20 protein-coding genes and 1 pseudogene are annotated in these 26,096 nt (G+C 48.2%); 14 read left to right on the top strand and 7 right to left on the bottom strand.

From position 1 onward, the window contains the following. Positions 1-2: 2 nt before the first annotated feature. Entirely contained in the window at positions 3-812 is an 810-nt protein-coding gene (gene epsC / locus JCM23214_RS08455; RefSeq protein ID WP_267879397.1) for a serine O-acetyltransferase EpsC, read from the bottom strand. Between the two features lie 162 nt (positions 813-974). On the opposite strand from epsC, the gene JCM23214_RS08450 reads away from it, so the two are divergent. Next, positions 975-1,625, top strand: coding sequence for an alpha/beta hydrolase (locus JCM23214_RS08450; protein WP_025898571.1), 651 nt, complete (start codon positions 975-977; stop codon positions 1,623-1,625). Positions 1,626-1,739: 114 nt separating this feature from the next. Then, on the top strand, positions 1,740-3,437 hold the full coding sequence (locus JCM23214_RS19800; protein WP_159104321.1) for an ATP-binding protein: 1,698 nt from the start codon (positions 1,740-1,742) through the stop codon (positions 3,435-3,437). On the opposite strand, the pseudogene JCM23214_RS25355 reads toward JCM23214_RS19800, so the two are convergent. After that, positions 3,416-4,488: pseudogene (locus JCM23214_RS25355) on the bottom strand (anhydro-N-acetylmuramic acid kinase). The gene JCM23214_RS19800 and the pseudogene JCM23214_RS25355 sit on opposite strands and share 22 nt — an antisense overlap. Positions 4,489-4,606: 118 nt before the next feature. On the opposite strand from JCM23214_RS25355, the gene tyrS reads away from it, so the two are divergent. Continuing rightward, entirely contained in the window at positions 4,607-5,860 is a 1,254-nt protein-coding gene (tyrS, locus tag JCM23214_RS08435) for a tyrosine--tRNA ligase (RefSeq protein WP_025898569.1), read from the top strand. Between the two features lie 35 nt (positions 5,861-5,895). Here the strand turns inward: tyrS and JCM23214_RS08430 are convergent, their stop codons facing one another. After that, positions 5,896-9,084 (bottom strand): YhdP family protein, encoded by a 3,189-nt coding sequence (locus JCM23214_RS08430; RefSeq protein ID WP_148301805.1) that lies wholly within the window; start codon positions 9,082-9,084, stop codon positions 5,896-5,898. A 92-nt stretch (positions 9,085-9,176) separates the two neighbouring features. Here JCM23214_RS08430 and JCM23214_RS22315 point away from each other — a divergent pair, with 92 nt between their 5' ends. The 7 genes from JCM23214_RS22315 to JCM23214_RS08405 all read left to right on the top strand — a co-directional run bounded on the left by JCM23214_RS22315 (position 9,177) and on the right by JCM23214_RS08405 (position 15,488). Beyond that, positions 9,177-10,844, top strand: a complete 1,668-nt coding sequence (locus tag JCM23214_RS22315; RefSeq protein ID WP_148301804.1) for a [protein-PII] uridylyltransferase family protein — start codon at positions 9,177-9,179, stop codon at positions 10,842-10,844. Then, on the top strand, positions 10,823-12,160 hold the full coding sequence (locus JCM23214_RS22310) for a [protein-PII] uridylyltransferase family protein (protein WP_051548097.1): 1,338 nt from the start codon (positions 10,823-10,825) through the stop codon (positions 12,158-12,160). Before JCM23214_RS22315 ends, JCM23214_RS22310 begins: the two co-directional genes overlap by 22 nt. Before the next feature lie 43 nt (positions 12,161-12,203). Beyond that, a complete protein-coding gene (gene bcp, locus JCM23214_RS08420; protein WP_025898567.1) occupies positions 12,204-12,665 on the top strand; it encodes a thioredoxin-dependent thiol peroxidase in 462 nt (153 codons plus the stop codon). Continuing rightward, a complete protein-coding gene (locus JCM23214_RS25915) occupies positions 12,666-13,184 on the top strand; it encodes a ferritin-like domain-containing protein (RefSeq protein WP_199899438.1) in 519 nt (172 codons plus the stop codon). It abuts the gene before it with no gap. 94 nt (positions 13,185-13,278) lie between these two features. Further along, the gene (locus tag JCM23214_RS26595; protein ID WP_199899437.1) at positions 13,279-13,473 is read left to right on the top strand and encodes a DUF455 family protein; all 195 of its coding nucleotides are present in this window, start codon (positions 13,279-13,281) and stop codon (positions 13,471-13,473) included. A 109-nt stretch (positions 13,474-13,582) separates the two neighbouring features. Beyond that, on the top strand, positions 13,583-15,046 hold the full coding sequence (locus tag JCM23214_RS22305; RefSeq protein ID WP_025898566.1) for a M23 family metallopeptidase: 1,464 nt from the start codon (positions 13,583-13,585) through the stop codon (positions 15,044-15,046). A 28-nt stretch (positions 15,047-15,074) separates the two neighbouring features. Next, on the top strand, positions 15,075-15,488 hold the full coding sequence (locus JCM23214_RS08405; RefSeq protein WP_025898565.1) for a bactofilin family protein: 414 nt from the start codon (positions 15,075-15,077) through the stop codon (positions 15,486-15,488). Between the two features lie 57 nt (positions 15,489-15,545). On the opposite strand, the gene JCM23214_RS08400 is transcribed toward JCM23214_RS08405, so the two are convergent. Both JCM23214_RS08400 and ndk read right to left on the bottom strand, forming a co-directional pair. Then, a complete protein-coding gene (locus JCM23214_RS08400; protein WP_025898564.1) occupies positions 15,546-16,778 on the bottom strand; it encodes an aminotransferase-like domain-containing protein in 1,233 nt (410 codons plus the stop codon). Positions 16,779-17,013: 235 nt separating this feature from the next. Further along, a complete protein-coding gene (gene ndk, locus JCM23214_RS08395) occupies positions 17,014-17,436 on the bottom strand; it encodes a nucleoside-diphosphate kinase (RefSeq protein WP_025898563.1) in 423 nt (140 codons plus the stop codon). A 150-nt stretch (positions 17,437-17,586) separates the two neighbouring features. Here ndk and JCM23214_RS08390 point away from each other — a divergent pair, with 150 nt between their 5' ends. Beyond that, a complete protein-coding gene (locus tag JCM23214_RS08390) occupies positions 17,587-19,485 on the top strand; it encodes an ABC-F family ATP-binding cassette domain-containing protein (protein WP_025898562.1) in 1,899 nt (632 codons plus the stop codon). 4 nt (positions 19,486-19,489) lie between these two features. Here the strand turns inward: JCM23214_RS08390 and JCM23214_RS08385 are convergent, their stop codons facing one another. Together JCM23214_RS08385 and JCM23214_RS08380 are read right to left on the bottom strand one after the other, a co-directional pair. Then, positions 19,490-19,939, bottom strand: coding sequence for a DNA polymerase III subunit chi (locus JCM23214_RS08385; RefSeq protein WP_025898561.1), 450 nt, complete (start codon positions 19,937-19,939; stop codon positions 19,490-19,492). 8 nt (positions 19,940-19,947) lie between these two features. Then, complete coding sequence (locus JCM23214_RS08380; RefSeq protein ID WP_025898560.1) at positions 19,948-21,453, bottom strand: leucyl aminopeptidase; 1,506 nt, start codon at positions 21,451-21,453, stop codon at positions 19,948-19,950. A 194-nt stretch (positions 21,454-21,647) separates the two neighbouring features. Between JCM23214_RS08380 and lptF the strand changes: the two genes are divergently transcribed. From lptF to JCM23214_RS08365, 3 genes are read left to right on the top strand one after another with little or no spacing between them, the layout of a single operon-like run. Continuing rightward, a complete protein-coding gene (gene lptF, locus JCM23214_RS08375) occupies positions 21,648-22,790 on the top strand; it encodes an LPS export ABC transporter permease LptF (RefSeq protein ID WP_025898559.1) in 1,143 nt (380 codons plus the stop codon). A gap of 2 nt (positions 22,791-22,792) precedes the next feature. Beyond that, a complete protein-coding gene (lptG, locus tag JCM23214_RS08370; RefSeq protein WP_025898558.1) occupies positions 22,793-23,887 on the top strand; it encodes an LPS export ABC transporter permease LptG in 1,095 nt (364 codons plus the stop codon). Between the two features lie 3 nt (positions 23,888-23,890). After that, positions 23,891-26,050: an LPS-assembly protein LptD gene (locus JCM23214_RS08365; protein ID WP_025898557.1), complete on the top strand. Its 2,160-nt coding sequence runs from the start codon at positions 23,891-23,893 to the stop codon at positions 26,048-26,050. The last annotated feature ends 46 nt before the right edge of the window (positions 26,051-26,096 follow it).

Below are 26,096 nucleotides of genomic sequence, written 5' to 3'. Positions count from 1 at the left end.
GATTACGCCTTTTTATCGGCAGCTTTTTCCCGATCCACATCCTCTTTACCAATCATTACTGAAGAAGGACGGGTTGCTTCGAGTTCATTTTCAAGTTCTTCCACGCGCATGGATAAAGACTGCACCTTATCCAATAAACCATCGAGAACCTTGAAGACAGGATCGGGCAATTCATCACCGCCGATACCGTAAGCTGCGAATCTTTCTTCTGATGGGCGCGGTGCGCCGGTGACTGCGCGAGCAGGGCTACCGACAACTGTTACACGTTCAGGCACGTTTTTTACAACGACCGAGTTGGCCCCTACCCGTGCACATCGACCAACGGTAATTGGCCCGAGCACCTGCGCCCCTGAACCGACAATAACATTATCTTCAAGTGTAGGGTGGCGCTTCACATCCCGCTGGCTATCTGAATCGATTGAGGGAGCGACCCCACCAAGTGTCACATCATGGTATAATGTCACATGGTCACCGATTTCAGCAGTCTCCCCAATGACCACACCCATTCCATGATCAATAAACAGTTTTTTGCCGATTTTGGCGCCGGGGTGAATTTCAATGCCAGTCATGAACCGGCTAAATTGGGAAATGAGGCGCGCAATAAGACGCCAACCGCTTTTATAACAGGCGTGAGCAACACGATGCAGAAGGACTGCATGAAAACTTGGATACAGTAACGCAACTTCCAATTTGGAGCGTGCAGCGGGATCTCTTTCGATAACAGCTTCAAGATCTTCGCTAATATGCTTGAACATTAGCCCATTCCTTCTGTATTGTGCGGCCTTTATAGCGAAACTAGCTAAAAGTTGCAACGCGCCCGTAAGATTCAGATATAAAGGGCTTCCCCTGCCTGTCAAGGAAGCCTTATAATATGCGGCTGGAATTTACGGTATTGTTGATCTGGATCACAGTGCATTTATACACTATGTATAGCAGCACTTAACATGTTTAGACGATTAGGAACCTGAACTTAGATGCCTGACGTAATATTTAATGGACCTGAAGGTCGCCTCGAAGGTCGTTATCACCATTCTGAAGAACCAAACGCTCCGTTAGCGCTGGTCCTTCACCCGCACCCGCAGTTTGGCGGCACCATGAACAACAAAGTGGTCTACCATCTGTTTACCAATTTCAAAGAGCGTGGATTTTCTGTCCTGCGTTTCAATTTCCGCGGTGTTGGGCGAAGCCAGGGTGATTATGATCAGGGCGTAGGCGAGCTTTCTGATGCAGCGGCTGCGCTTGACTGGATGCAGACAAACAACCCCAATGCCCCATCCGTATGGGTAGCGGGTTTTTCCTTTGGTGCCTGGATTGCCATGCAGTTATTGATGCGCCGCCCGGAAATTGAAGGATTTATTTCTGCTGCGCCACCTGCAAACATGTATGATTTTTCATTTCTGGCCCCGTGCCCGTCATCTGGTGTGATTATCAACGGATTGCGCGATGCTCAAGTCCCTCACAAGGACGTGCTGAAATTGGTTGAAAAGCTGCAGGCGCAAAAAGGCATTACCATTCACCATACAGAGATCAGCAAAGCTGATCATTTCTTCCAGGAAACCATTCCGGACCTGATGGAAGCTGTAGATGAATATCTGGATATGCGCCTCGCCCCGACGGAAGAATAAATTCTTTAAAAAAGCCGCTCTTTATTAGCGGCTTTTTTATTAGAAATTCACTGTGTTTTAAGATTTACTTTACGACTCCTGCTTACACTTTTTCAGAGTAAGTAGGAGATGTACATGTCCCAGAGTGCAAATCAGCAGGTTGGCCCCGCATCTGATACGCAAGATACTGAATTGCAGGATGCGCTGAACAAACTTGCTGAGAAGGAAGCAGAGCTGGAAGAGGCAAAGGGTGAACTTGCGCGCCTTTCAAAACTATATGACGCCGCATTTTATTCCAGCGCCCAACTTGCTTCCATATCGGATTTGGAAACCGGTCGTTTCATTGATGTTAATGATGCCTGGATCACAACACGTGGCTTTCGCCGCGATGAAGCCATTGGCAAGACTGCGGACGAGCTGAACATCTGGGGTGATGACACATCGGCACGTGAGAAGATCCTGACCGAAATTCAAAAAACCGGAAGCCTGCGCGATTATGCCACCCAATCGGTTATGAGAAATGGCGAAGTCCGCGATTTTCTTTTAAATGCTGAAATCATTCATCTGGATGGCCGGGACATGCTGTTTTTTTCCGGCTTTGATGTCACCGAACGCAAACGGTACAATCAGGAGCAGCAAAGTGCTCAGAAACTGCAGGCCATTGGTCAATTATCGGGTGGAATAGCGCATGATTTCAACAATCTGCTGGGTATTATTCAGGGCAATCTGGAACTCGCCTCCGAGCAGCTTGATGTCAACAATTCCCTGCAAAAGCATTTAAAGACTGCGATACATTGCACTGAACGCGGCGCCAAAATCACACGAAAACTGCTCAATTTTTCTGCAAATAAAAACTCGGACACGAAGCAGGTGAACAGCAATCAGATGATCCGTGAGCTGAAGGTACTGATTGCCAAATCAGCAACTGCATCAGTTCAGTTCGAAACCCATCTGACGCCTAAAATCTGGCCGGTAAAAGTCGATCCCGGCGAATTGGAGGATGCGCTGATTAATCTGTGTCTGAACTCTAAAGACGCAATGCCAGACGGAGGCAGGCTTTCGATTTGGACAGAAAATACCTCCATAGGTGCCAGTTATGCCCGCTTGCAGCCAGATATTGTGGCGGGTGACTATGTTGCCATTACGGTCGAAGACACGGGTCACGGCCTGAGCAATGAAGTTAAGGAACATATGTTTGAGCCGTTTTATACAACAAAAAAAGACAGCGGAGGAAGCGGCCTGGGATTAAGTATGGTGTTTGGCTTCATCAAACGGGTCAAGGGCCATATCAAAGTAAAATCCAGGCCGGGCGAAGGCTGTTCTTTTACCCTTTTCATCCCGCGTGACTATGAGACCCCCCTCACTCCTGCCGGAGCCGAAAAATCCGATAGCAAGGCACCGCTGCCAACCGGAAATGAGAAGATTCTCATTGTCGATGATGAAAAAGAACTGGCCGAAATCGCCCGTTGCCGACTTGAAAATTTGGGTTACACGGTTTTCACAGCTTATAGCGGCGAATGCGCCCTTGAAATCTTAAACGAATTCCCGCAAATCGAGCTGATGATCACAGATATAATCATGCCCGGTGAACTTAATGGGTTTAAACTGGCCGCAGCAGGACGCCTGCAAAAGGCCAGTCTGAAAGTTCTTCTAACAAGCGGGTATTCACGCGCTGATGAGATGCTGACAAAACAGACCGCGAAAGAAATTGATGATATTGCGGATGATATTCTGCCTAAACCCTATTCCATTGATACACTTGCCATAAAGGTGCGTGAAACACTGGATGAAATCAAAAAAGATCGCTACATTCAAGCCGCTGCACAAGGGTAGCGGACACCGCCGCACATCGGTGTTTTAACACCTGTTGTACCCGGAACGCTCAGCGGCAATCCCAGCAATGAGCGCACTGCAAGAAAAGCAAATGCCTCTGCTTCCAGCTCATCTCCCCGCCAGCCAACAGCTTCAACCGGTTCAACAGATGTGCCCACCGCTTTTGAGATCTGTTCCATAAAGTAGCTGTTGTGGCGACCGCCGCCTGTAACCAGCCAACGACGCGGCTTCACCTGCATATGCTCGAGAGATTTCTGGATGCTCTGCACGGTAAAGGCGGCAAGGGTTGCCGCGCCATCTTCCAAAGACAGATGCCGGACTGGATGGCTGGAGAAATCATCCCGATCCAGACTTTTTGGCGGCGGGCGATCAAAGTAGGAGTGAGACAACAAGTGCGATAGCGCAGACTGATCGACTGTACCGCGTCTGGAGATATGACCGTTTGAATCATATGCCATCCCGGTTTTCGACAGAACCCAATCATCCAGAAGGGCGCTGGCAGGTCCCGTATCAAAAGCCAGAATTTCGTCATCATTTATATAAGTGACATTCGCAACACCGCCCAGATTTAAAACGACAAGTGGGCCTTCCAAACCCTTTGCCAATGCACGGTGATAAAGCGGTGCAAATGGAGCCCCCTGCCCGCCGGCAGCAACGTCCGCAACACGAAATTCGGAGACAACTTCAACACCGCACGCTTGGCAAGGCGGCTGGCATTTCCAACCTGAACCGTGATCCCGGCAGGAGCATCATGAAACAACGTCTGCCCATGGAAACCAATCACATTTATATCACTGCGATCAAGGCCACTTTCTTCAAGAACAGCTTCAACCGCAGAGGCATTAATGTCCGTGAACTCGTTAATGATTTCCGCGGGCGCTGTTTGTTGTCCAAGAAATCTGCGAAAACGATTTCTAAAGTCAAGTTTATAGCTGAGTGAACAAGCAGGACCAAATTCGAAAACGCTCTGTCCATCCGTTTTGATCAAGGCAGCATCCACCCCATCCATGGAGGTGCCGCTCATTAGTCCAATAGCCCAAACTGGCTGCATGGTAACACTCCTCGCCCCTTTAAATTTACAGTTTCAAACCAGTCCTTTCAAAACAGGTTCAGAATATGCTACAGGACTGTCTCTGTTTTTTTCCACCTTTTAGATAAATATAGATCAAATGACCGAATTACGCTCTGACTTTATGAAAATGTTCGTCGAACGCGGATACATGCATCAATGTACCAATATTGACGAGCTGGATGCCGCCTTTGCCAAAGAGCCGGTGACCGCGTATATCGGCTTTGACTGTACGGCCCGCAGTCTTCACGTTGGATCCCTGATGCAGATTATGATTCTGCGCCGCCTGCAACAAGCGGGACATAAGCCAATTGTGCTGATGGGCGGGGGAACAACCAAAGTCGGTGATCCGTCAGGCAAAGATGAAAGCCGCCCGGTTATTACGGATGAAATGATCCAGGAAAATATGGATGGCATTAAAAAGGTATTTGAAAAATTCATTACCTTTGGCGATGGACCAACTGATGCGATCATGGTGAATAACGATGACTGGCTCAGTGGCCTTGGCTATATCAGTTTCCTGCGCGATTATGGACGGCACTTTTCCATCAACCGGATGCTGACATTTGATAGCGTGAAGTTGCGGCTTGAACGGGAACAGTCTTTGAGTTTTCTGGAATTCAATTACATGATCCTGCAAGCCTACGATTTCGTTGAACTGAAAAAGCGCTACAACTGCAGCCTGCAGCTTGGTGGCTCCGATCAGTGGGGAAATATTGTCAACGGGACAGAATTGGGTCGCCGGACAAATGGCTTTGACCTCTATGGCTTGACAACCCCGCTTCTGACAACGTCATCAGGCGCGAAAATGGGCAAGACCGCCGCTGGCGCGATCTGGCTGAATGAAGATATGCTTTCGGCTTATGACTATTGGCAGTTCTGGCGCAATACAGAAGATGCAGATGTGGGTAAATTCCTCAAACTGTTTACAGAATTGCCCATGGATGAAATTTCAAGACTTGAAAGCCTTGAAGGAGCGGAGCTGAACGAAGCCAAGAAGATTCTGGCAAATGAATGCACCCGCCTCGCCCATGGGGCAGAAGCCGCTGAGGCAGCTGCTGAAACAGCGCGCAAAACGTTTGAAATGGGTCAAACGGCAGACAGCCTTCCCTCAACAGAAGTGCCCAAAGCAGATCTTGAGGCCGGCATTCCTGCATTTGCTCTGTTCAATCAAATCGGACTGGCACAGTCCAGCTCCGAAGCCAGAAAATTGATCAAAGGTGGCGGTGCGCGACTTAATGATGAGAAAATAGCGGATGAGAAACTGGTGGTGTCACTGGATCACCTTGATGCAGAAGGACGTATCAAATTATCCGCCGGTAAAAAACGCCATCATCTGATCATCCCTGTTTAACAGGCCATAATCCGAAAAGGGTCAGCCGTTAGCAGTCAAGGCTGCTGGGCTGGCCCTTTTTTTGGTTGTTGCTCTGCCGGTTTTGTATCGCCGGAGCCCCAAGGTTCGAAAAACATGCGCCGCAATATGCCGGGAGCGAGCGCAGATACCGGGTTCACAAACACATCGGGGTCCTCACTTTTCCCAGAAAGTTTGTAGGAAAAACCAAAGATTCCCTCCCCTTCACGGCCAACCAACAGACGACCAAGTATGGGGATATTTCCAAGTATTGAGTTTAGAGTATAAGCCGGAATAACAGTTCCAAACCCTTCTGTTGTTTTCTGCAATTGATCTATTTTACCGGTAAAGGTCAGGCCAATGGCCCCCACAGCGCGAAAGTCTTTTGTTTCAACAACGTTGCTTTTGTAGGTAAATGGTCCCTCCAACGTCGCGAAAGTCATGCCGTCATTTTGCAGAAGCTCCACGATACCTGTCAGCGAGCCAATGGTCAGAATTTTTGCCAGCACATTTGCTTTGTGAACTTTCAAGTCTTTGATTTTCACAAATCCTGTCGCCTCGCTATCAAGGGGATGATTTGTAAGGGTACCGGTAATGCTCAACTCTCCTGCCTGCCCGTTGTCATAAACATCCAGCCCTTTGAGGAGCATACCGGTTTCGGTCGCTGACAATTCAAATTTCCGGCTTTCCGGCCCGTTTGCATCCAAAGCATATGTCAGTTTATGCTGTCCTGCATAGGCGGCAGAGATATTGGCTTTTTGCATAATCCCGCGGCTATATTCGAGCGTTCCTTGCAGATTGGATAGTTTGACATCCTCATCAAGGGTTGCCTCACCAAACAGAAACTGAGCGCGCACAGTGGGTGAATTGAGCGCTTCCTCAAGGGCGGCAGGATCGTCATTTATCGGTTTGGCTTCTTCCAGAATAAATGGTTTCAAATCGATATGACTGCCGTTAATACGTGCGTCATAAGAATTAGCCGCCACACGTCTGATATTTACGCTTCCACTCCCCCCTTCAAACTTCAGATCTTTGGCATCAAAAGTTTTCAAACCATCTGCGTCCAGCTCAGCAGTCGCCACCAAATCCAGATTTTGTGAACTTAGCCGAATATTCGAGAGTTTTGTCGTTCCATCCTTTTCTGTGCGGAACTGAGTTCCAACCAGTCCTCGCACACCGACCGGTTTGTTAATTTTCAGTGGATCAAATCGCAATTCACTTTCAACAAGATTTAGGGTAGCGACACCGGAAGAGACACCACTGGGATACAAATCCACCGCCAGAGAAGCGCCAACAGTTCCCATCAGATATTCCGTGTCAAATTCCAAGGCTGCCCGGTCCTGCTCATCCAGCCGAGCCTGAACCTCATAGCGGCGTTGACCGGATTTATCCCCTTTGAACCAGGACTGAAACGTGACATCAGCATCGACACCTTGCACATTTCCTTTGCCTTTGACGCTTAGTTTTTCCGGGGTTACCAAGGCGGCCATATTGGCAGAAGACAGGTCGAAATTTTCATACACATTCGGAATATACGCGTTTGAAAATTCACCACTGGCTTCAAAATTAACCTGCTCAAGCTGCAGATCATCGCGCAAAGGGAAAACAAACTGCGCCTGAACGACACCCGTGCCTGTCATTTTCGCAGGCTCAATACCATATGGGCTCGCAAGTTCCAGTGGTTTGCGATCCAAAAATTCAAAAATACGTGCGTTTTCCCCCTCAACCTTCAACGTAATGTCCGCAATCTGGTCATATTTATCAAAGTCATAGATCAGCACATCGCCTTGCGGTAACCGCAGGCCACCCACTTCGCCGGTCATTGCAAAAATGTGAATCTGCTTTTCGGTCAGAATTGCCTTGCCATTAATGTTTGTCACTTTTGGAAGAGGAGCGAAATAATCCGCACTTGCGCCTTCAATATCAAATTTCAACTCAATTGAATCATCGGGGATTTTACCACTGGCAATCGCACCCGCTGGCAGATCAACACGGAACGTCACGTTTTTGGCCACTCCGTCACTGATTTTGCTCGTCACCCAGTTATAAGCATCAACACCTGCTGAATATGGCCAATAGAGCGCCAGATCATTGGTTCGAATTTCCGGAAAGCTCCCTTCGATTGACATGCCAAAACCGGCTTCGCTCTGCTGGAAAGCCCCATTCAGGGTTATATCCGGCCCGTCGCTATCAATCTTCACCACATTCAGGTTGACCCCATTAAACGGGGCAGCACTATGCCCAACCACTTCTACAGAATTAATAGGAAGTGGTTTTTTGTAGAGATCGGGGATGTCCACTTTTCCCTGCCCCGCACGAAGACGGAAACTGACCTGTTTAGGCTGGAAGGTGCGATCAATGGACAAATCGATATTTCCACTGACGGGCAACGTCACCCCTTGCAGTATTTTCAGATCAGGAATTTCCCGCGCCAAAAGAGGCAAATGCAGATCGCGAATGGCGGTCTGCATAACTGTCTCCCCACTCGCGCGGTTATAGGCTGCATCAAAGGCCAGCGTAATTGTATCCTCGCCAAAATGCGCATCACCTTGCAACCGACCGTTCAGCCCCTCCTCGCTTTTCCAAAGTACAAGATCGGCCGATGTGATCCGCCAGAGTTTGTTGATTTTTTCATCCTCAACAAACAGGCCAAAATCATATATCTCCAGCCGTTCCAGATACGCCGTCAGATCGGAACTGGCCTGTTTCTGACCCAATTCCGCCAGGAGTGTGTGTACAATCTCAGGGTTGCTGGCTTCAGCGGTGTTATCTGCAGATTTATCCGCATCCCGTTCTTCGCCATAGCTGTAGCCCAAATTCATTGCCCCATCCGCTGTGCGCGTGAGGACAATTTTAAGTCCTTCAAATTCAAGCCCGGAAGGCGCCAGTCGACCATTATACAAGGCATCTGCGCTGAACGTTACGGTCACTTCAGGGATAAAGGCAACCGTTTCCGCCTCGCGGCGGATAGACATGCTTTGGACATTGAAGACCAGATTTCTGTCGCGATTATCCCAAAGCATCTGGATATCATCAAAGGCGAATGTCATATCCGGATACTGATCCGCGATCACCTGATCCAGATAGGGTCCCATAAATGTCATTGAAACCGGCCCGCGCGACAAGGCTGCCACCAGCACCAGAGCTGCAAGTACAAACAGCACGAGGATGCTTAATAGAGTGCGGGTGAAAATTTTATAAGCTGTGGAAATCACTTTGCTAGTCACTTAAACGCTATGAACCTTATTGGAATTATTGCACACTGGCACAGTATGGAATTTACGTAATCCTACTATGACCCAAATTGGATTTATTGGATATGTCCGCTGAAAATAAATTTTCTTTCCTGACAGAAATTGTTTCACTCCCAAAGGCTGCGCATGAGGAACAGCTTGCTATAAACATGGAAAACTGGGCTGAAAAAACAGCCTTGGATCCTATCCTGTCAGGTTTCGCAGAAGAATTGGGCAATTCTAAGGACGCCAGTGATTTTTTATCTGCCATTTTCGGCAACAGTCCTTTTCTCAGTCAATGTCTGCTCAAGGAAATTCCATTTTTCAAACGTTTGATGGAAGATGGCAGTGAAAAAGCGCTGAAATTCATTTTTCGTGAACTGCAGAATGACTGCGCCCCGCAAAACACTGAAAGTGACGTCATGAAGGGGCTTCGTGTCGGCAAACGCCGAATTGCTCTTTTGACAGCGGCGTGTGACATTGCCGGAGCTTGGCCGCTCATGAAAATAACAAAAACCCTGTCCGATTTTGCAGCAAGCGCAACGGATGCGGCCATCGCCCATTTACTTTATGCGGGTCATCAGAAAGGGGATTTGCAACTGCCCGATGCGGATAAACCAACAAAAGACTGTGGTGTGATTATTCTGGGAATGGGCAAGTTGGGAGCTTTTGAGCTCAATTATTCCAGTGACATTGATTTGATCGTTCTGTTTGACCGCGAAAAAATAACCTATACGGGTCGAAAATTTCTCGAAGATTATATGGTTCGAATGACCAAAAGCCTTGTCCGCATGATGCAGGATCGCACCGCGGATGGATATGTCTTTCGAACGGATTTACGTCTGCGCCCGGACCCCGGCGCAACTCCCATTGCACTCCCAATTTCCGCTGCTCATACCTATTATGAAAGTCAGGGACAAAATTGGGAACGGGCCGCAATGATCAAAGCCCGCCCAATCGCTGGTGATATTGACGCAGGCCTTGAGTTCATTGAGTTTCTGCGCCCGTTTGTATGGCGTAAATTTCTTGATTTCGCAGCGATTGCCGATATTCAGGCTATCAAATCCCAAATTCATACCCATAAAGGATTTGGGGAAATTTCCCTCGATGGACATAACATAAAAATTGGTCGCGGCGGCATTAGAGAAATCGAATTTTTCTGCCAAACCCAACAGCTGATTGAAGGTGGGCGGGATTTGGGTCTTCGAACCTCAGGCACGCTGGAAACCCTTGACGCCCTTGTGGAGGCTGGAAAAACCAAAGCGCAGGTTCGAGATGATTTAAGGGACAGCTATATATTTCTTCGAACACTGGAACATCGTCTGCAAATGATTAATGACGAACAAACCCAACTCCTTCCTGATGAGGCCGGTGAACTGGATGCCTTGGGAGTGTTTATGGGCTATGATGATCCTCAGGATTTCCGTCAGAAGCTGGAAGCAACGCTGTTGCAAGTCAAAGCCCATTACGATGCTTTATTCCAGTTTGAAGAAAATGAAGAAAGAAAAGTCGGACGGCTTGTTTTCACCGGCTCGGAAGATGATCCAGAGACTCTTCAATCTTTGCAGGCCTTGGGTTTTGCAGATAGCTCTGCCATTTCCAAGCTGGTTCGTGAATGGCATCATGGACGATACCGCGCCACACGCACCGTCCGGGCACAGCAGTTATTAACGGCTTTGATGCCGACTATTCTGGAGGATCTGGCTAATACTGCCAATCCCGACGCTGCTTCATGCGTTTCGACGCGTTTTTAAGAAAATTACCCGCCGGAGTTCAGTTATTTTCTTTATTTACCGCTCATCCGAGCTTACTCAAGCTTGTCGCTAAAATTATGGGGATGGCACCCGATCTGGCAGACCGTCTGGCGGGTAATCCGCTGTTGCTGGATGGGGTTCTCAGTTCCGATTTCATGGCCCCGATTGCAGAACGCCCGATACTTGAAGAAGAGCTGGATGAAATGCTCACCACTGCCCGTGACTATCAGGATGTGCTGGATATCTGTCGCCGCTGGATAAATGATCTTAAATTCCAGATCGGCGTGCAGATCCTGAATAATATTGACCACGGCAATCCGCTCGGGCCAACGGTAAATGCAGGTAAACCCCTCAGCCAGATTGCGGAAATTGTCATGAGCCGGATTTTGCCGCAAGTCATGGAAGAGCTGTGTGAAAAGCATGGCTCTGTTCCCGGAGGCCGGTTTGCCGTTCTGGCAGCGGGCAAACTGGGCAGCATGGAAATGACACCCGGATCAGATGCAGATCTGATTTTTGTATATGATCTGCCTGATGAAGATGTGATGACAGATGGGGCGAAACCAATTGCACCGGGGTTATTTTATACGCGGCTTTCCCAACGCTTCATAAATGCATTAAGCGCCCTTACTGGAGAGGGTTTCCTCTATGAAGTCGACATGAGACTGCGCCCCCATGGCAAGGCTGGCCCCATCGCGCTACCACTGGATGGCTTTAACAATTACTATATGAAAGAAGCCTGGACATGGGAGCACCTGGCCTTAACCCGCGCCCGTCCAATTGTCGGAGATGAAAGCCTGCTTGCAGACACCCAAAAGGAATTGGAGTCCATCCTTAAAGCACCGCGTGATACCAAAAAAATTACGGGCGACCTGTTGGACATGCAGGGGCGTATCCGTCAGGAATATGCGAATGCACCCATATGGCGGCTCAAACACCATGCAGGCGGCCTGATGGATCTGGAGTTTATCTGCCAGTATTTGAAGCTGCTCCATTGCGCAGACCACCCAGAAATTTTACAGACAAATACAATTGAAAGTCTGCGCGAAATGATGAAGGCCCGTCTTCTGGAGGAAGCCGATGGCACTGCACTGATTAACGCGATGGGTTTTTACCTCAATCTGCAAGGACTGATCCGATTATCGCTTAAAGATCGTATAGTTACCGATGAAATTCCGCTGGCTCTCAAAGAGGCTTTGTCGACAGTTGGTGGCGCTAAGGACTTTTCGGATTTAAACGAAAAGCTTGCGCAAACGGAACGCAAAGTCAGCGAAGTTTTTGAAAAAATTGTAGTTGTGCCCGGGGAAAAAGGCTCATAACCTCTGCACAATTTTTCAAATACTCTAACGATCAGGAGACCTCATGACTGAAGCAGGAAGCACAGTTCCCGCCTTTGAAATGGAAACAGATACAGATGGGAAAATCAGCAATGAAAGCCTTAAAGGGTCGCCCTATGTAATTTACTTCTACCCCAAAGATGACACACCGGGCTGCACCACTGAAGCGAAGGGTTTTACTGAGCTTAAAAGCGAATTTGATGCGCTTGGGGTGAAAATAATCGGAGTATCCAAAGATACGATTGCCAAACACGAAAAATTCCGCACAAAACATGACCTTCAAGTGATCCTCGCCAGTGATGAAGAGGGAGATGTGTGCGAGGCCTTTGGTGTCTGGGTTGAGAAAAACATGTATGGCCGTAAATATATGGGAATTGAACGTGCTACCTTTTTAGTGGACGAAGCCGGCACCGTTCGCAATGTCTGGCGCAAAGTGAAGGTCAAAGGCCATGTGGACGCAGTCCTTGAGGCTGCAAAAGCGCTCTAGATGACTGACACACTGAGCGATCTGGCATTTGCTGTTCTTACAGCCACCGACGGCGATCAGAAAGCACGGCTAAGTGTTGAAAATGCAGCACGTTGGCAAAATGCAGAGATAACACAAATTGGTTTCGCCGCCGCGCCAGATCGTCCGGGGCGCCCCGAGCGCCCGCCCCTGTTAGCGCCGGCTGAAATGCCACGGCGACGCGGTGTGTCAGATAAAGCCCGCGCGACATTGCTCCATGCTGTCTTGCATATTGAGCTGAATGCGATCGACCTTGCTTGGGACATGGTGCTGAGATTCAGTGATCAGGGCATGCCTAAGGCGTTTTTTGATGATTGGGTAAAGGTCGGCGCTGAAGAGGGCAAGCATTTCCAATTGTTACAGAAACGCATTCGTAAACTGGGTTTCGAATATGGAGACTTCCCCGCCCATGATGGACTTTGGGAAGCTGCCTTCGAAACTAGAAATAATTTTGCTGCAAGGCTGGCTATTGTGCCGATGGTTCTGGAAGCGAGAGGCTAGATGTCACGCCGGGAATGATCGCGCGATTCGTGAAAATGGGCGACGAAGAGAGTGCAGATGTTCTTAAAATCATTCTGGAAGAGAGATAGGACATGTGGCTACGGGAAACCGGTGGTTTCATTTCCTGTGCGGCCGACTGAATGAAAGTCCTCGTGAATTCTGGCAAGAACTGGTGAGAAAAAACTTCAAAGGCCTTTTAAAACCTCCATTTAATGAAGCTGCGCGGGCTGAAGCCGATCTCACCCCTGACTATTACATGCCCTTGAGCCACTCCCAGAAAGTTTCCTGAGCGTCACAGGCCAGACTTTAGACCGTCTTCTGTAGAGTTGCAGTTTCAGTGAAAATCGGTTTAATAATTGCCGTCTTGGACCAACGGAATACACCTTTGCGGGGAGCAGATGAATCTGAAGGGAACTTTGGGACGCATTTTCGCGCCCCGACAAGTCATTGTCAGTAAAAACGGTCAACCCAAATATTACTCGTTCAGCACAAGGCTGCAGGTTTCGCTGGTTGCTGGCGGCATTTGTACGGCTGCACTGATTACGGGTCTGATCAGTCAAAATATTGCCAAAGATGTCACCATTTCCAAGCAGGAGAGACAACTCGCTTTGCTGCAGGATCGGGTCCGCGATGTTTCGTCCAACCTGCTCTATGCCCGCTCCAACCTGACTATGACAAAGGAAGAGCTGGACCGGCAATATGCGCGATTGGAAGATATTCTGAGTCAGCGGGAAAATTTGAAATCGACCCTGCAGATGGCTACTGCCACGTTGCAGAAAAAAGCCAATGATCTGAATAGCCGTGACGAATATGCGAAGGATCTGGAAAACAGGATCAAGATGCTATCTTCGCGGCTGGAGAGAACCAACAAACGCAGTGAAGAGCTGTCGCTGAAAATCACTCAGATCAATAAAGCTCTTTACCAGACCGCTGAAGAGCGGGATATGCATGCGGAAGAAAAACTGATTGCGCAAAAACGCCTGTCTTCGCTAAATCGCGAACTGCAGATGTTCCAATCCTCCAAGGATGAAATTTACAAAGAACTTCAGCAAACCAAAAAACGCCTTTCCACATTTGAAAAAGAGCGGTCTGAAAAAGAAGTACTGGTCGAAAACCTGCAAAATGAAGTTCAGGATCTGAAAAGCCGTATCGCAACCATTTCCAAACAGAACAAGAACCTGATTGCGCGTGTTCATGAACAGGCGGAACAGGGAATTGATGCGCTGAAACAAACCATTACCCTAACCGGCCTCAACCCCGATGAGGTTCTGTCCCTCGACAATGTGGAAGGGATTGGCGGCCCCTTCAATGAACTGTCCAATACGCGCGAGCTACTGGAAGTCGAACAGCGTTATTATCAGGATGCCCTCAAAATGGAGGCAAGCCTTGCCAAATGGACAACGCTGAATTCCCTGATGAAGAACATCCCGCTGGCGCGGCCACTGGATAGTGGTTATGTGACTTCAAGTTTCGGCATGCGCCGCGATCCGATTTCCAAGAAGAAAGCTTTTCATGCGGGTATAGACATGAGTGGCCCCCGCAACTCCCCTATTTTGGCAACTGCACCGGGAAAAGTGGTCTTTGCCGGTCATAGCGGTGCATATGGGAAGATGGTGGAAATCGATCATGGACAAGGGTTTAAAACCAAGTTTGGTCATCTGAAAAAAATTCATGTCAAACGCGGCGATCAGGTGGATTTCAGAACCAAAATTGGAACCATGGGATCAACAGGTCGTAGTACCGGCCGTCATGTGCATTATGAAATCATATATAATGGTAAAAACCAGAACCCGGCCAAGTTTTTCAAAGCTGGGAACTACGCCTTTAAAACCAGTAGCGTTTTAGAGGAAGCCAAGGACTAATCAATTTTCAAGAGGGGTGGGCATCATAATGTTTTCAAGCGGTCAGGACAAAAAAGGACAGACTGGTGTGGATATGCCCTCCATTATTGCAAAAGGGCTCGTCATATCCGGGGATTTGGAGTGTGACGGTGAGCTTCAGGTCAATGGCATTGTTGCTGGCAATATTCGCGCGCAAAAGCTTACTTTAGGGGATACTGCCCATGTAACGGGTGATATCGAAGTCGATACCCTTATCATCCATGGAAAGGTCGATGGCAATATCGTCGCCCATGATGTAGCCATTACCGCTTCGGGCCGCGTGAAAGGTGATGTCACAAATTCTTCGCTGAGTATTGAGCCCGGTGCTATTATAGACGGTCATTGCCGTCACAGTGACAATCCACGCGGGGGCGCGGATACAGTTGCCCTTTTTGACAAAGCTGAAAACGGCCGTTCAGATTAAAAAAAGGCGCCAAAACCGGCGCCTTTTAAATTCTTTTAGAATGAAAGCTTGCAAGCCTTAAGCGACACGCCTTCTCTCTTCGGCGGCGATCAGGTTCGCCAAGCGCCGCATGGCATCATCGATTACTGGCGGTTTGCAGGTAGAGAAAGACAACCGCAATGTGTTTTTGCCGGTACCAGTTGCGTGAAAAGCAGCACCTGGGACAAATGCTATTTTCTCACTTTCCAGTGATTTCGCCAGAAGTTCCTTTGCATCCAGCCCGTCGGGCAACTGCAACCAGACAAACATGCCGCCAGCCGGCTCAGTAAAACGGACATTGTTTGGCAGATATCTGCGTAACGCCTTAACCATGGCATCCCGGCGTTCACCGTAAACTTCACGAAGTTTTTGAACATGGTCATCCAAAATGCTGCTGAACAGTTTAAATGCCATCATCTGGTTCATGCAGGAGGTCTGCAGATCATTGGCCTGCTTAAGGATGACAAGCTTTTCGAACAATGCTTTCGGTGCAATGGTCCACCCCACACGCAAGGCAGGCATAAGCGTTTTTGAAGCGGTTCCAACCTGTATCACAAGTCCTTCGCTTTGCCATTTACCCTGCCCCAGATAGTCACCTTCCACTTCCAATAGGGAAGCCGGCGCAGGACCATCATAATAGAGGGTTCTATAAGCAGTATCCTCCAGAATGACGACATCATATTTATGAGCCAGTTCGACAATTTCACGGCGCCGATCCAGAGGGATCGTCATCCCACCCGGATTTTGGAAATCAGGAATGGTATAGAGGATCCGTGCACCTGCCTTGAAGGCTTCTTCCAAACTGCTTGGAATTAAACCATCCTCGTCAGTCTGCACGGTTACGAATTTGGGCCTGCGCGTCATAAAAACCTGCAACGCCCCTAAATAGGTTGGATCGGCAACAGCGACGGGCAAATCCGGATCCATAAGAGCGGCAGCCAGCAATGTCAGCGATTGCTGCGCCCCACTGGTAACCAGAATGTTGTCTGATGTCAGAGCAAGATTTTCAGTAGTACAGCGTTCAGCGATCCACTCTCTCAGTGGCATATACCCTTCAGTGGCCGAATACTGCATGGATTCTTTGGACAAAACAGGGTCCAGTTCAATGGTATTGCGAATAGAAGAGATATCCGCCATCGGAAATAATTCAGGGTCGGGAATTCCACCAGCAAATGAAAGAATATTGGGGTCTGCCAGAATTTTTAGCAGTTCGCGAATTTCAGATGCTTCTATTGCCCTTGCATCTTCTGAAAATTTATTGGTCCAACTCATCAATAAAATCCTGTGACATCATTAAGGTCAACAACACTGACCTTAATAAAGTTTCACGTCAAGAATATTTTTCGTAATTTTAAAACACAATATTCTTCAAATGGATAACAACCGCAAACGTCCTTACTCATCAGATTTTATATTTCGAAAAAGCGCGAGAGATTCTCTGTCACCTGTAATTTCACATAAAAAAGGGCCCCCTGATGGGAGCCCTTTTTTCGGAAACTATCAGTCGTTAGCCAACAATTTCAAACTGTGAGAAGAACTGTGAAATTTCAATCGCAGCATTTTCAGGGCTGTCTGAGCCGTGAACTGAGTTTGCTTCGATGCTTTCAGCAAATTCTTTGCGGATTGTGCCAGGAGCAGCGTCCGCAGGATTTGTTGCACCCATAACCTCGCGGTTTTTAGCAACAGCATTTTCACCTTCCAGAACCTGAACCACAACTGGACCTGATGTCATGAAGTCAACAAGTTCACCGAAGAAAGGACGCTCTTTATGAACCGCATAAAATGCTTCTGCATTTTCACGAGTCATACGAATACGTTTCTGGGCTACGATACGCAGTCCAGCTTCTTCGAAAACAGCGTTGATTTTACCTGTCAGGTTACGGCGGGTTGCATCTGGTTTAATGATTGAAAAAGTACGTTCTAAAGCCATTGTCATCACTCTGGTTGGAGGAACAGAAAAAAGAATTTTGCGCCTTATAACCGTATGCAAACAATGCTGCAACAGAATTACCGAATTTTTTAGGCTTTGCCTTAGTATTTTTGTGTCCTGCGGGATAAAAAGCTGCTAGAGCTTCGCGCCATGTTACAGATTAAAGAGCTTACATACCGGGTTGCCGGACGCACACTTCTTGAAGATGCAAGTGTTCACATTCCTGCCGGACATAAAGTGGGATTGATTGGTCGCAATGGCACCGGGAAATCCACCTTGCTAAAACTGATTACTGGAGAGCTAGCAAGCGATTCCGGTTCTATTCAATTGCAGAACGGTGCCAGACTGGGTGTCCTGCCGCAAGAAGCGCCATCGGGTCCGGAAAGTCTGATTGAAGCTGTATTGGCAGCAGATGTCGAGCGGGCTTCCCTTATGGCGGAAGCAGAAACAGCCGAAGATCCAATGCGCATCGCGGAAATTCACACGCGACTTGCGGATATTGATGCCCATAGCGCAGAAAGCCGTGCGGCTAAAATCCTTGCAGGTCTAGGCTTTGATCACGAGGCACAGAAGCGCCCCTGCTCTTCTTATTCCGGGGGGTGGCGTACTCGCGTCAGCCTTGCAGGCACGCTTTTTTCCAATCCAGATCTCTTGCTCCTCGATGAGCCAAGCAACTATCTGGATCTGGAAGCGACTTTGTGGCTTGAAAACTTCCTCAGAAACTATCCGCATACGCTCATTATTGTCAGTCACGATCGTGATCTTCTGAATAATGTTGCAGGTACGATTGTCCATTTGGAAAACAGACAACTTGTCAAATATACGGGTAACTATGATTTCTTCGAAAAAACCCGGGCAGAGCAACTGGCATTAAATGCTGCAATGGCCAAAAAACAGGAGGCCCAGCGTAAACATCTGCAATCATTTGTCGATCGTTTCCGGGCGAAGGCTTCCAAGGCACGCCAAGCGCAAAGCCGTGTAAAAATGCTTGAGAAAATGAAGCCAATTGCTTCAGTCATGGAAGAATATACGGTCAATTTTCATTTTCCATCCCCTGAGCCGCTCTCCTCTCCGATCATTTCCATGGAAGGCGCGAGTGCAGGATATTCGCCAGATAAACCTGTGCTTAAGGGGCTGGATCTTCGGATTGATATGGAAGATCGCATTGCGCTTCTGGGTCAGAACGGTAACGGTAAATCAACATTTGCAAAGCTACTGGCGGGTAAATTACAGCGTATGGGGGGGCAACTGAATAAATCCTCCAAACTGAAAATCGGTTTTTTCGCCCAACACCAGCTTGATGAAATGCGTCCTGACGAGACGGCATATCAACATCTGGCTGCAAAACTTGGCAATGTGGGTGAAGCCAAAATCCGGGCGCGCCTTGGACAATTTGGCTTTTCCAAGGATAAATCAGACGTGCCTGTAGCGCAACTTTCAGGGGGGGAGAAATCGCGCCTGACCTTCTGCCTGTTATCAGTGGATCAACCGCATCTGTTGATCCTTGATGAGCCGACAAACCATTTGGACGTCGATGCGCGAGAAGCGCTGGTACAGGGCCTGAACGAATATGAAGGCGCCGTTATTCTGATTAGCCATGACCCGCATCTGGTCAGTCTGGTTGCGGACGATTTGTGGCTGGTCGCAGAAGGTGGTGTAAAGCGGTTTGATGGTGACATAGAGGACTATAAGAAGCTTGTGTTGGAAACAGCCAGATCGGCCGGCGCTGGCAAACCGATTTCAACTGCAGAGAAACACACCGAACAACCTAGATTAAGCGGCAAGGAAGCACGAAAGCAACGTGCCCAGAACCGTGCAGCAATGGCCCCTCTTCGCAAGGAAATCAGCAAGCTTGAAAACCAGATTCAAAAGCTGGAAAGCGAAAAAGGCAAGCTGGAAGACATCATGGCGGCCCCGGAGACTTACGAGAAAGGCTCTGATTATCAAGCCAAAATCGTCGCAGAAATTGGTGATCTGAACTCTAAACTGGAAAAGATTGAAGCGGAATGGATGCTGAAACAGGAAGAACTTGAAGGTCTGGAAGCTTGAATAGTCAGGCTTTCTTGACCCAACGCCCCTGCTCCTGCTGCCAATAGGTCACTTCTAGCCCTTCTGCCTTGAAACTTTTCCAGCGCGCTCTGGCCAATTGAAGACTTTCAGGATCATTACCATCGAACATATAGAGGCAGCGATCAAAATCCGCTATGTCGGCGGCGTCAGCATCTTCGAGCAAGACAAGCACTGATGCAGAATTGGGGTTCGATGCAGTATCAGTCGTTAGTAAAATCGGCTGCTGCTCAGGGTTTTCGTCCTGATCACTTCCGTGAGGTAAAAAAGACGGGGCGGAATAAGTCCAAAGTTCTGTGTTCAGCCGTTCAGACAATTCGATTGACTTAAGGCGAAGCAGAGCACGAAGGCCGCGTTCACTTACTTTTTCAAGCAAACGCGGCAATACCTGCTCAAGCGGCTGGGCCTGCAAGTGATAAAAGCTGACCTCAACCATTCAAAAAGTTACTTTCCTTCGTGATTGCGCCGAACGAATTCATCCAGCAACCGCACGCCATATCCCGTTCCCCCTTTGGGTACAGTTGGGGTGTCTTTTTTAGACCATGCCATGCCAGCAATATCAAGATGAGCCCAAGGCTTGCCATTTACAAATTTTTGAAGAAATTCAGCGGCCACAATGGATCCAGCACCACGCCCACCAGTTCCGATATTCTGCATATCGGCTATTGGGGATTTAATCTGTTTGGCGTATTCAGGTTGAAGTGGGAAACGCCAGACACCTTCACCAACAGCTTTACCGGATGCAAAAATCTGGTCTGCCAGTTCATCATTATTTGAAAACAGGCCCGCGTTTTCATGCCCAAGTGAGATGATAATCGCCCCCGTAAGGGTCGCCAAATCAATAATGAGGCTCGGGTCAAAGCGATCCTGCGTGTACCACAGAGCATCTGCAAGTACCAGTCGGCCTTCAGCATCCGTGTTTAGAATTTCTATAGTCTGTCCAGACATGGATTTCACAATATCACCCGGACGCTGCGCATTTCCATCTGGCATATTTTCAACAAGGCCAATGACACCGACGGCATTAACTTTCGCTTTCCGCCCAGCAAGAGCTTTCATAAGGCCAGTTACTGTTCCAGCGCCGCCCATGTCCCATTTCATTTCTTCCATGCCCGGACCGGGCTTTAATGAAATACCGCCAGTATCAAAGCAAACGCCCTTACCCACAAAAGCAAGCGGTTTGCTGTCTTTGGCGTCAGGGTTGCCATTCCACTTCATGACTACAAGCTGGCTTTCACGGACAGATCCCTGCCCGACCCCTAATAACGCCCCCATGCCCAGCTCTTCCATTTCGGCTTCACCAAGCACTTCGACTTCGACACCTAAATCTGCAAGCTCCTTGCACCGGGCAGCGAAGGTTTCAGGGTACAGAGAATTGGCAGGTTCACTCACCAAATCACGGGTCAAAAAGACACCCTGCGCGATGGCATCCAAATCGCCATACAATGATTTAGCTTCATCTGCAGAGGCGGAGGCGACTTCAAAATCTTCAACTGATGGTAGGCTGTCATCATCCTGATCAGTTTTGTACTTGTCAAAGCGATAAGACGCGAGCTGGGCACCGAATGCAACACGAGCGGCAGCTTCACCATCTGTGATAGGGCTATCAACCAGTCCATCCAGTATCACGCGGACCTTTTTAGCACCTGATGCATTCAGTTTTCCAATCAACTTGCCACCCAGATTTTCAAAATCTGCAAGTTTCAGCTCTTCCGGTTCACCGAGACCAAACAGAACGACGCGGGACACCTCCACACCTTGCGGTGCCATGACAACCAGCATGTCGCCGGATTTACCCTTGAAACGGCTATCTTCAATCGCACGAACAAGAGCACCATCGGTCATGTCGTTCACTTCCTGCGCGGTCGGTGAAAGGGTGTTTTCAGCAAATACCGGAATGGCGAGAGTACCATTTTGTGGCAAGGCAATTTCTGAGAAGACAAAATTCATGGGAAACCCCTGATTGTTATATTGGTTACTTTGATTACCTGCATACCCTAGCTGGCAGACAGGTTCAACATGGAATAGATTTAAAATAAGGCCAATCCAGCTTTGACCCCCAACTGTTTCAAATTATAACTTTTTTCTGCAAATCAAGGCGCTTCTTTAATAGCGCTTGACGAGACTTTCGCTATACTGCCCCCATGAAAAAGATCAATTGGTATATTATTGTTCAGCTGCTGGGCCCGACCCTGTTCATTACCTTTGCGCTAACAGGGGTAATCTGGCTATCGCAGACCCTGCAATTCGTGGAAAAATTAATAACAGGTTTGCCAATCAGTACCTTTCTGACGCTAACAGTATTGTTGCTGCCGGGTATTTTGAAATTCACCCTAATGCTGGGGCTGTTTTTCGGAATTTTATTTACGTTTAACAAGCTCTACACAGAGTCAGAATTGATAGTGATGTGGTCTGCTGGACTAAGCAAAGCTGCGCTTATGAAACCAGTGATGTATCTCGCTCTGTTTTTGACGGTGCTTCTGTATATTTTCAGCTTTTACGTCACCCCTTTTGGAGTTCGCACATTACGTGAGCTTAGAGTTGAATGGCGGGAGAGTCTTGCCTCTGTCGTATTGCGCGAGGGGGTATTCAACAGTATCTCGAACAATGTGACAGTTTATATTCGCGAAAAAACGGACAGTGGGAAGCTGCTGGGTATTCTCGTCCATGATGAAAGGGTCCGGGAAAAGCCTGTGACATATATGGCCCAGGAAGGAGCCTTCATCAAAACAGATGCTGGTCCCCGTTTTTATATGAAGAATGGAAATTTGCAGGAAGTCCGCAAAGATGAAGCCAAACTGAGCATCCTGTATTTTGATGACTATACGCTGGATCTCAGTCAGTTTGAAAAACAAAGGTCTGGGTCATACTTAAGGGCAGAAGCTCGATATATCCACGAATTACTCTGGCCTGAAGAGGAAGAAATTTCCGAGAAAAATCTTGCCAAGATCCGATCGGAGCTGCATAACCGCCTTGTTTTACCTATCTATACCATCGCCTTGGCACTCATTGCTTTGGCTGGCACCATGAGCGGAGAATTTAGCAGGCGCGGCAGAGCACCTAAACTGTTTGCAGCGGGGGGCAGCGGTATATTGCTGGTGGTTTGCGCTCTTGCCCTATTTAATCTGATTGAGAAGAACGCGGCCTTTGTCGTGCCAATCTATATTCTACCTGTGCTGGCTTCGCTGCTCGCCGCACATCTTGCGAGTGGCGGTCGGATATCAATACCATTCAGATCCAGAAGCATCCTCCCGCCTTCGCAAAAACCTGAACAGGGAGGTCTGTAGCAGTGAAGCTTTCCGGCACACTTTCTCTGTATCTGGGCAAACAGTTTCTCAAAAACGTTGCAATCATTTTTGCCGTCATAATGGCAATCGTTTTCATTGCAGATTTTATTGAGTTTCTGCGCCGGTCCAGCGATAAAGACCACCTAACCCTGTGGGTACCAGTAGAGCTTGCCCTGTTGCGTTTACCAACACTTGCCCAAATCTTATTCCCGTTTATTGCCCTCTTTGGTGGGATGCTGACCTTTTTCAGATTGTCGCGGACAAATGAATTAACCGTTATAAGAGCAGCTGGCGTGTCTGCATGGCTATTCCTAATGCCATCGCTAGCCATCGCATTTTTCCTCGGAATTTTGATGCTAACGGTCATCAATCCGATCGCAGCGGCGATGCAATCCTATTCTGCACAGCTTGAGGCCAAGTATTTTGAAAGACGTTCGAACCTGCTGGTTTTAACATCTGATAACTTGTGGCTTCGCCAGGTGGATGATGACGGACTTTCTGTAATTCATGCCCGCGGTGCAATAAACCAAGGCATTGACCTGACAGAGGTTGTGATTTTTCAGTATGATGCAGAAGAGAATTTCACAGGCAGAATTGAAGCCGACCACGCGCGATTGCGAGATGGTTATTGGGATTTGAAAGGCGTTCTGCTGACCAGTCCTGAGCAACCCGGTGAAGTATTGGAGAGTCTACAGATTTCCACCAGCCTAACCGCAGCACAAATTCAGGAAAGCTTTGCCCCACCGAAGCAGATTTCGTTCTGGGATTTACCGGGTTTCATCGACACCCTTGAAGAAGCTGGATTTTCCGCATTGAACCATCGTATATATTGGCACAGTCTAATTGCGCGGCCAGTTTTATTACTTGCAATGGTTCTGGTCGCAGCAACTTTTAGCTTAAGAGCCACGCGGCGGGGAAAAACAGGCCTATTGGTTATGGCGGGGATTACAACAGGTTTCGTGTTCTACTTTTTCACCGATATCATTTTGGCATTGGGACTTGCGGGAAATCTGCCAGTTCTTTTAGCCGCCTGGACACCTTCGGTTGCAATTACATTGCTTGGCCTTTCGATGATGTTCCATTTGGAGGACGGCTAACTCATGACACGTCTTCTGCCCGCCTTGCTTGCCAGTACCTTTTTAAATACCGTCGCGATTGATATCGTCAGTGCAAAAGAAATAGCCCCATCCGTTGACTTCCAACATGAGTCTTTATTTAGCGCAGATGAAATCGCGTATGACCAGAAAACGGAAACAGTTACCGCAACCGGTAATGTTGAGATTGTGCAAGGTGACCGCATATTAAAAGCGGACCAGGTTATTTATAATGTTGCTGCGGATACTGTTGAAGCAGTTGGAAATATTGCTCTTCTAGAGCCGTCAGGAGACGTGGTTTTTGCCGATAGGGTCACCCTGTCAAACGAGTTTAAAACCGGTACTATTCGCGAAATCAGAATACTTTTTGCCGATAACTCCCGCCTCGCAGCGTATAGTGCTGTTCGGGAAAGTGAGACAAAAACAGTTCTGAACAAAGCAGTGTTCAGCTCCTGCAGTTTGTGTGAAGAGGATCCTGAAGCGGACCCCCTTTGGCAGCTAAAATCCAGTAAAGTTGAGCATAACAAGGCCGATCAGACCATCGCGTATGAAAATGCCGTTCTCGAATTCTTCGGTATTCCGGTTTTTTATACACCCTACTTCAGTCACCCTGATCCTACAGTTGAGCGAAAAAGTGGATTCCTAGCACCATCCGCGTTTGAATCCAGCCGCCTTGGGTATGGGCTATCAGTCCCTTATTATTATGTCATCTCTGAAGACAAAGATATGACCATCACCCCTCTTGTTACGAGCAAAGAAGGAGTGCAAATCGCCACCGAGTATCGTCAGGCTTTTGAAACTGGTGATATGGTTCTGGATGCATCTGTGACTTATGTAGATGAGAGAGATCGCGAAAACATCAAAACCGGCGATCAGGAAATTCAGGGACATATCAGAGGTATTGGTGAGTTTGCCCTGCGCGACGATTGGGTATGGGGATATAACTTCTTTGCCACCTCCCACGACACCTATTTGGAGAAGTATGACATCAGTGATGCTGATACTCTCACGTCGACTGCCTATGTGCAGGGTTTGCGAGGCCGCAATTTCACCAGGTTGAGTGCAATTGCATTCCAAGCACTGAATGAGGAGGATGACAGCGGGGAGACGCCTTTTGTCCCCGGTTGGCTTGAATATCATTACATAAGCGAGCCCGATAAAGTCGGCTCTCGTTTCAGTGTTGATGTAGACGCACTCATGCTGATCCGCACTGAGGGGCAGGACACAAATCGTCTTTCTGCATCCGCTGGATGGCATCTACCACATACTTCACCATCGGGTCAGGTTATGTCGCTGGATGCGACCATTCGCGGCGATGCCTATTATTCTCGCGATCAGTTGGATGACCCATTTGATCCAACCAGTGACACCAGCGAAAGTGTTACAGGACGTGTAATACCCGCAGTGTCGTTTAAATGGAGTTATCCATTTGTCCGAAGTACAGGGTCCGTACGCCAGACAGTTGAACCAATTGTTGAAGCTGTTTGGTCAGAATCCCTGGGTAGTAAAAACACTCCCAATGAAGATAGCCTCAGTTTTGAGTTTGACGATACCAATTTATTTGGTTTCAACAGATCCGCAGGACTTGATTCCGTCGAAGAAGGTGCAAGACTGAACTACGGCGTGAATTTTGGATTCTATGGCTCTGAGGGTGGCTATACCTCTTTTTTGATTGGTCAAAGCCTGTATGAAAGTAACGATACAGGATTTAGTGAGGGAAGCGGCCTTGAAAACCAGACTTCAGACTATGTGGCACGTTTGGCCATTCAACCCAACGAATATTTCAGCTATTCGCAACGGGTTCGAATTGACCAAGATGATTTGTCTCTGGCTCGACACGAGTTGGATATGCGTCTCGGGTCGGATAAAAACTGGTTTGAGCTTGGCTATTTGAGCCTTGCTGATGATCAAGCTGCAATCGGACTTGAAAGTCGCCACGAGATATATGTTGCCGGACGCGTCCAATTGGCCGATTTCTGGAGTACATATGGCAGCTATCGCCGGGATCTGGAAGAGAATGACTCTATCGAAGCCAGAGCTGGATTGGAGTATCTAGACGAATGTTTTGGTTTCGCACTGGAAGTTAAACGAGATTACACCCGCGATCGCGACCTTAAGCCTGAGACCAAAGTTGGCGTGCGTATTCGATTGTTACCCTTTAACTAGGGGCGAAAAGAGTTTATCTTCACATAGTCAGAAACCGCAACGGCGA

Source organism: Sneathiella glossodoripedis JCM 23214, from assembly GCF_000616095.1.
In the GTDB taxonomy this organism is placed as follows: Bacteria; Pseudomonadota; Alphaproteobacteria; order Sneathiellales; family Sneathiellaceae; genus Sneathiella; species Sneathiella glossodoripedis.
Note: the sequence above shows the minus strand (reverse complement) of the source record. Positions and strands in the feature narration are given on the sequence as shown.